Origin of the sequence: Microbacterium sp. PM5 (assembly GCF_003293595.1) — a bacterium.
In the GTDB taxonomy this organism is placed as follows: Bacteria; Actinomycetota; Actinomycetes; order Actinomycetales; family Microbacteriaceae; genus Microbacterium.
The window spans coordinates 3,110,787-3,116,992 of record NZ_CP022162.1 but is presented as its reverse complement, the minus strand read 5'-3'; the positions used below and the strand labels follow the sequence as shown (position 1 = coordinate 3,116,992).

Here is a 6,206-nt window from a genome sequence, read left to right as displayed (position 1 = left end):
CCACCCAGCAAGCTGAGCTTCACCGTTCGACTTGCATGTGTTAAGCACGCCGCCAGCGTTCATCCTGAGCCAGGATCAAACTCTCCAAAAAGAAAAAATGCATACACCATCGGGAAAACGACAATGCAGCGAGTTCGAAACTGACCAAAAAGGATGCCATCACTGACAATCCATAATGCCGGCACCGAAATACCGGACTTTGATCCAAAGGAATCTCACCCCACCACAAAGGCAGGGACGAGGTAATTTGGCATTTGACAAGTGCACGCTGTTGAGTTCTCAAGGATCGGACGCTCCCGTGCTCCGGCCTCTCGGCCTTCATCGCGGGGCGACTTCTCTTCGCGGGCAAGGTGTCTCCGCCGTCGCGCCCGCTAAGGAACACGACTGGAGTGACAGTCTTGCCACGCCGGCAGTACAGCTTTCGCGACTGCCACAACCCACCACCGTCCTCCGAATGAAACGGAGTGCAGGAGGGAGGTTTCCATCCTAGACCAGAAGTCCTGTTCTCTCTACCGAGAGGTTTGGGATGGGGTTCGGTTCTCCGCTTGAGGGGGCGAGGCCTTCCGGCCCTTCGCTCTTCCCTGTGGGGCGAACAAGTAATAACTTACGCGGCACACCACCATCCGGCAAATCACCCCCACATCCCGGGCGTGTCGCGCTCGGGATGTCACCGTAGGCTCTCCCCATGGAGCCTCGTTCACTGCGCGCGCGGCTGCCCGTCGGCACTCTTGCGACCGACGCCGTCGCCGCCGTCATCGCGGAGGCGTCGACCTTGGTCCGCGTACCCGTGACGGCTGTGGATGCCGAGGCGGTCACCATGGCGTACACGAGCGAGCGGTGGTTCCGCCGAGACGGCGAGGCGGAGATCGGCTTCGCCCCGCTGTCGGGTTTCTTCCGCACACGGGACGGCTGGGTGCGCACGCATGCGAACTACCCGCACCACGAGCGTGCGCTGCGCGACGTGCTCGGCCTCACCGGCGCGGCGCCGGGTGCAAACGATCTCGACCGCGCGCGTGCACGGTTGAGCGCGCTGTCCACCCGCGACGCCGTCGGGATCATCACGCGGGCCGGAGGTCTGTGTGTCGAGGTGCGGCACGAGGATCCCGTCGCGGACGGTCGGCTTCGCGCTTCGCCTCTGGCCACCGTGCTCCGCGTGGCGGACGGCCCGATCGCCACGACTGCCGTCGACGCCTCCTCTCCCCTGCGCGGAGTACGCGTGCTCGATCTCACCCGTGTCATCGCGGGCCCGGTGGCGACCCGCACACTCGCACTTCTCGGCGCCGACGTGCTCCGCATCGATCCGCCCCGGATGCCGGAGATCGCCGCGCAGCATCTGGACACCGGTCACGGCAAGCGCAGCGCTGTCCTCGATCTCGATGCCGCCGACGATCGGCGACGCTTCGACGGTCTGCTCACCGGCGCGGACGTCGTCGTTCTCGGCTACCGCCCCGAGGCGCTCTCCCGGCTCGGGCTCGACCCCCGAGCGCTATGCGCACGGCATCCCAGCGTCATCGTGGCCAGACTCAGTGCATGGGGCCGCGAGGGCGGACGCGGGTTCGACAGCCTCGTGCAGGCGGCATCCGGCATCGCGTGGATCGAATCCCGCGACCGCATCACCCCGGGTGCGCTTCCCGCCCAGGCGTTGGATCACACCGCGGGCTATGCACTGGCCGCCGGTGTGATCGCGGCGAGGCGTCGTCGCCTCGAGGTCGGAGGAAGCTGGCTCGTCGAGACCTCGCTCCGACGCGTCGCCGCGGAACTGCTCGGCATGACCCGGGATCGGGCGGGCCAGCTCGCCGAACCGGCGGATCCTTCGCGCTACCTCCAGCGGTTCGTCGTCGACGGCCACGACATCGTCACCGCCGGATCGGCCGTGGCCTACGCGGGAGCCCCGACGAGGTTCACGCCGCCGGAACCGTGGGGCTCCGCCGATCCGGTCTGGCTCCCCCGATGACACGTCGACGGCCCCCGCTCCGAAGAACGGGGGCCGTCGTGGGCGTGCGGGTCGCTTACTGCGCGGCCTTCACGAGGGCCAGGAGGGTGGGGTTGTTGGCGTAAGCCTCGGCCGCGTTCTCCTTGGTGACGATGACCGGCGGCAGCAGGTACGCCGGGACGACCTTGACACCGTTGTTGTACTGGGTGGTGTCGTTGACCTCAGGCGTCTCGCCCTTCTGGAGCGACTGGATCATCTTGATGGTCTGGGCCACCAGCAGCGAGGTGTCCTTGTTGATGGTGGAGTACTGCTCCCCCGCCATGATCGACTTGACCGACTCGGCCTCGGAGTCCTGACCGGTGACGGTGAACTGCGAGATGTTCTTTCCGGCCTGCTTCACCGAGGTGATGATGGCGCGAGCAAGCGTGTCGTTCGGCGAGAGGACGCCGTCGATGGTCGCCGACGTGTAGTTGGCCGCGAGCAGCGAGTCCATACGGCTCTGCGCGTTCTCGGCCTTCCAGCCCTGGGTCGCCGTCTGCTGGATGTCGGTCTGACCCGACACGACCTTCAGGGTGCCGTCGTCGATCTTCGGCTGCAGCACCTTCATGGCGCCGTTGAAGAAGACCGCCGAGTTGGCGTCGTCCGGCGAGCCGGAGAACAGCTCGACGTTCCACGGCGCGCCGTGGCCCGAACGCTTCTGCAGGCCGTCGAGGAGCGCCTGACCCTGCAGCTCGCCGACCTTGAAGTTGTCGAACGCGACGTAGTAGTTCACGTTCGGCGTGTTCTCGATGAGACGGTCGTAGGCGATCACCGTGACACCGGCATCCGCCGCCTGCTGCAGCTGCGTGCCGAGCTGCTTGCCGTCCTTGGCGCCGATGACGATGACCTTGGCGCCGTTGGTGATCATGGCCGAGATCTGGTTCTGCTGTTCGGCGACCGTGTTGGACGCCGGGGCGTACTGCACGTCGGCCTTGAAGCCGGCCTCCTTCAGGCCGGAGTCGAACAGGCCGCCCGCGAGAACCCAGTTCTCCGACGTCTTGTCCGGCAGCGCGATGCCGATGGTGGCATCGGCCGCGAAGCCTGCCGCCGCGCCCGCCGATGCGGTCGCGTCGCCGCCGCGCCCGGAGCTCGAGCAGCCCGTGAGCGCGAGTGCCGTGACGGCGGCCAGGGAGGCTGCCGCAAGAGCGATTCTCTTCATTGATTCATCACTTTCTCTGGTGAGGGTGAGGCGAGTCGGTCCCGGACCTACCGTTTGGGGAGGTCAGCCGGCTGGCTCGACTCGTTCGTGCCCGACGTCGGAATGACGGCGGGAACTTCTGTGACCACCACGGCGGCCCGGTCACGTCGACGCGTGAGCAGACCGATGATGGAGGGGCCTCCGCGGCGCTTGCTGATCACGTCGACGGCGACCGCGAGCAGGAGGACGAGCCCCTTCGTGATCGACACCGAGTCGGCGCCGGCGCCGATCAGCTGGAGCCCGTTGTTGAGGAACGCCATGACGAGGCCGCCGATGATCGAGCCGATCACCGTGCCGATACCACCCGACACGGCCGCGCCGCCGATGAACACCGCGGCGATCGCATCGAGCTCCCAGCCGTTGCCGTCCTGGGGCCCGGATGCCGTGGCGCGGCCGACGTAGATCATGCCCGCGATGGCGGCGAGCACCGACATGTTCATCATGACGAAGAAGTCGACACGGCGGTCCTTGACACCCGAGAGGGCCGCGGCGAGGCGGTTGCCACCGACGGCGTAGATGTGTCGGCCGAAGACCGTGCGGTTGGTGACGAACGAGTAGATCACAACGAGCACCAGCAGGATCACGCCCGAGATCGGGAAGCTCGTGCCCGGGCGTCCCGTGGCGAACAGCCAGGCGGCCCAGAGGATCGCGGCCGAGAGGATGACGACCTTCACGCCCGACACCCAGAGCGGAGCCGAGTCGGCGCCGATCTTCGCCTGCTGGCGACGCAGCCGCCATTCGTTGTAGACGATCCATGCGACGCCGATGAGGCCCAAGAGCATGGTGAGCACGTTGAAGTCGACCGCGATGGGAAGTTCGGGCAGGTAGCCGGAGCCGATGTAGCTGTACTCCGGGGGCACCGGCGTGGTGGTCGACTGGCCGATCCACTGGTTGCCGCCGCGGAAGATGAGCATGCCGGCCAGCGTCACGATGAACGCGGGGACGCCGACATAGGCGACCCAGAAGCCCTGCCACGCACCGACGAGGGCACCGACGACCAGACCGATCGCGATCGCGAGGGGCCACGGCGTGTTCCACTCGTTCATCGACTTGGCGACGATGATGCCCACGAAAGCCGCGACCGAGCCGACGGACAGGTCGATGTGTCCCATGATGATGACCATCACCATGCCGATCGCGAGGATCAGGATGTAGGACTGCTGGCTGACGACGTTGATGAGGTTCTGCGGCGACAGCGTCGTGCCCCCGGTCCAGATCTGGAAGATCAGGATGATGGCGATCAGCGACGCCAGGATGCCGAACTGGCGGAGGGAGGAGGTTCCCCCGCCGAACATCTTCTTCAGGTCGGAGATGCCGCCTGAACGCTTGGTGGGTACCGTCTCGGTGCTCATCGTTGTGCCTTCTGTCGTGCGGAGGTCATGCTGCGCATGAGGTTCTCGGGGGTTGCGTCGGCGACGGGCAGGTCATCGGTGATCTGCCCCTCGAAGATCGTGTAGATGCGGTCGGAGATGCCGAGCAGCTCGGGCAGCTCGCTGGAGATCAGGATCACGCCCTTGCCCTGCGCGGCCAGCTGCTGGACGATCGCGTAGATCTCGTACTTGGCCCCCACGTCGATACCGCGGGTGGGCTCGTCGAGGATCAGCAGCTCCGGGTCTGTGAACATCCACTTGGCCAGGACGACCTTCTGCTGGTTGCCGCCGGAGAGTTTCGAGACGCCGACATCGACGCTCGGCGTCTTGATGCGCAGCTTCTTGCGGTAGTCGTCGGCGATGTCGTTCTCGGCGTACGGATCGATGACGCCGTTGCGCGCGATCTTCTTGAGCTTGGCCGCGACGATGGAGCGCTTGATCGTGTCGAGAAGGTTGAGTCCGAGCACCTTGCGGTCTTCGCTGACGTAGGCCATGCCGTGATCGATCGCGGACTGGACGTCCTTGATGACGACTTCCTTGCCGTCGATGAGGATCTGGCCCGACTCGTAGATGCCGTAGGAGCGGCCGAAGAGGCTCATGGCGAGCTCGGTGCGCCCCGCGCCCATGAGGCCGGCGATGCCGACGATCTCGCCCCGACGCACGTAGAGGTTCGAGTGCTTGGCGACGAGCCGCTCGGGGATCTGCGGGTGGCGCACCGTCCAGTCGCGCACCTCGAAGAAGACCTCGCCGATGTGCGGCGTGCGGTCCGGGAACCGGCTCTCCAACGAGCGGCCGACCATGCCGCGGATGATGCGGTCCTCGTCGACGGTGCCGGAGGCGACATCGAGGGTCTCGATCGTGCGGCCGTCGCGGATGATCGTGATGGAGTCGGCGATCTGCTCGATCTCGTTGAGCTTGTGGCTGATGATGATCGAGGTGATGCCCTTGCCCTTGAGCGAGAGGATCAGATCGAGCAGGTGCTGCGAGTCGTCTTCGTTCAGCGCGGCGGTCGGCTCGTCGAGGATGAGCAGCTTGACGTCCTTGGCGAGCGCCTTCGCGATCTCGACCAGCTGCTGCTTGCCGACACCGAGATGCTTGATCTGCGTGTCGGGGTCGTCGCGCAGTCCCACGCGCGCCAGCAGATCGACGGCTCGGAGCCGCGCCTGTGCCCAGTCGATGACGCCGCCGCGCTCGATCTCGTTGCCGAGGAAGATGTTCTCCGTCACCGAGAGTTCGGGGATCAGCGCCAGCTCCTGATGGATGATCGCGATGCCCGCGTGCTCGCTCGCGCGGATGTCCCTGAACTGGACGACCTCGCCGCGGTACCAGATGTCGCCGCTGTACGTGCCGTACGGGTACACCCCGGAGAGCACCTTCATGAGCGTGGACTTACCGGCGCCGTTCTCGCCGCAGATCGCGTGGACTTCGCCCGCGGCGACCGTGATGGACACGTCGCTGAGCGCTTTCACACCCGGGAACTCCTTGGTGATGGAGCGCATCTCCAGGATCGGCACTGCATCCGGCATTGTGCGCGACCTCCTCGTCGTCAGCTTGTCTTCGTTGAGCGGGCTTCGTTCCGAAGCTCAATGTGACCGTTCACATCGCTTGAACATCGTGCACCCTCGGAACGAGGTTGTCAATCACGGGAGGGGGCCGTTATCGAAGC

4 protein-coding genes are annotated in these 6,206 nt (G+C 65.9%); 1 reads left to right on the top strand and 3 read right to left on the bottom strand.

The window, feature by feature from the left end; translation table 11 throughout:
• Positions 1-685: 685 nt before the first annotated feature.
• Complete coding sequence (locus CEP17_RS14730) at positions 686-1,954, top strand: CoA transferase (protein ID WP_112932758.1); 1,269 nt, start codon at positions 686-688, stop codon at positions 1,952-1,954.
• Between the two features lie 55 nt (positions 1,955-2,009).
• On the opposite strand, the gene CEP17_RS14725 is transcribed toward CEP17_RS14730, so the two are convergent.
• The 3 genes from CEP17_RS14725 to mmsA are packed head-to-tail and all read right to left on the bottom strand — an operon-like array spanning position 2,010 to position 6,066.
• Positions 2,010-3,131 (bottom strand): sugar-binding protein, encoded by a 1,122-nt coding sequence (locus tag CEP17_RS14725; protein WP_036317825.1) that lies wholly within the window; start codon positions 3,129-3,131, stop codon positions 2,010-2,012.
• Positions 3,132-3,178: 47 nt separating this feature from the next.
• Positions 3,179-4,522, bottom strand: a complete 1,344-nt coding sequence (gene mmsB / locus CEP17_RS14720; protein WP_036317822.1) for a multiple monosaccharide ABC transporter permease — start codon at positions 4,520-4,522, stop codon at positions 3,179-3,181.
• On the bottom strand, positions 4,519-6,066 hold the full coding sequence (gene mmsA, locus CEP17_RS14715; protein ID WP_036317820.1) for a multiple monosaccharide ABC transporter ATP-binding protein: 1,548 nt from the start codon (positions 6,064-6,066) through the stop codon (positions 4,519-4,521). Before mmsA ends, mmsB begins: the two co-directional genes overlap by 4 nt.
• Positions 6,067-6,206: the final 140 nt, after the last annotated feature.

Bases quoted from the DNA above. Each gene is read 5' to 3' on its own strand.
- mmsB (WP_036317822.1), bottom strand. From the start codon at position 4,522: ATGAGCACCGAGACGGTACCCACCAAGCGTTCAGGCGGCATCTCCGAC.
- CEP17_RS14725 (WP_036317825.1), bottom strand. From the start codon at position 3,131: ATGAAGAGAATCGCTCTTGCGGCAGCCTCCCTGGCCGCCGTCACGGCA.
- CEP17_RS14730 (WP_112932758.1), top strand. From the start codon at position 686: ATGGAGCCTCGTTCACTGCGCGCGCGGCTGCCCGTCGGCACTCTTGCG.
- mmsA (WP_036317820.1), bottom strand. From the start codon at position 6,066: ATGCCGGATGCAGTGCCGATCCTGGAGATGCGCTCCATCACCAAGGAG.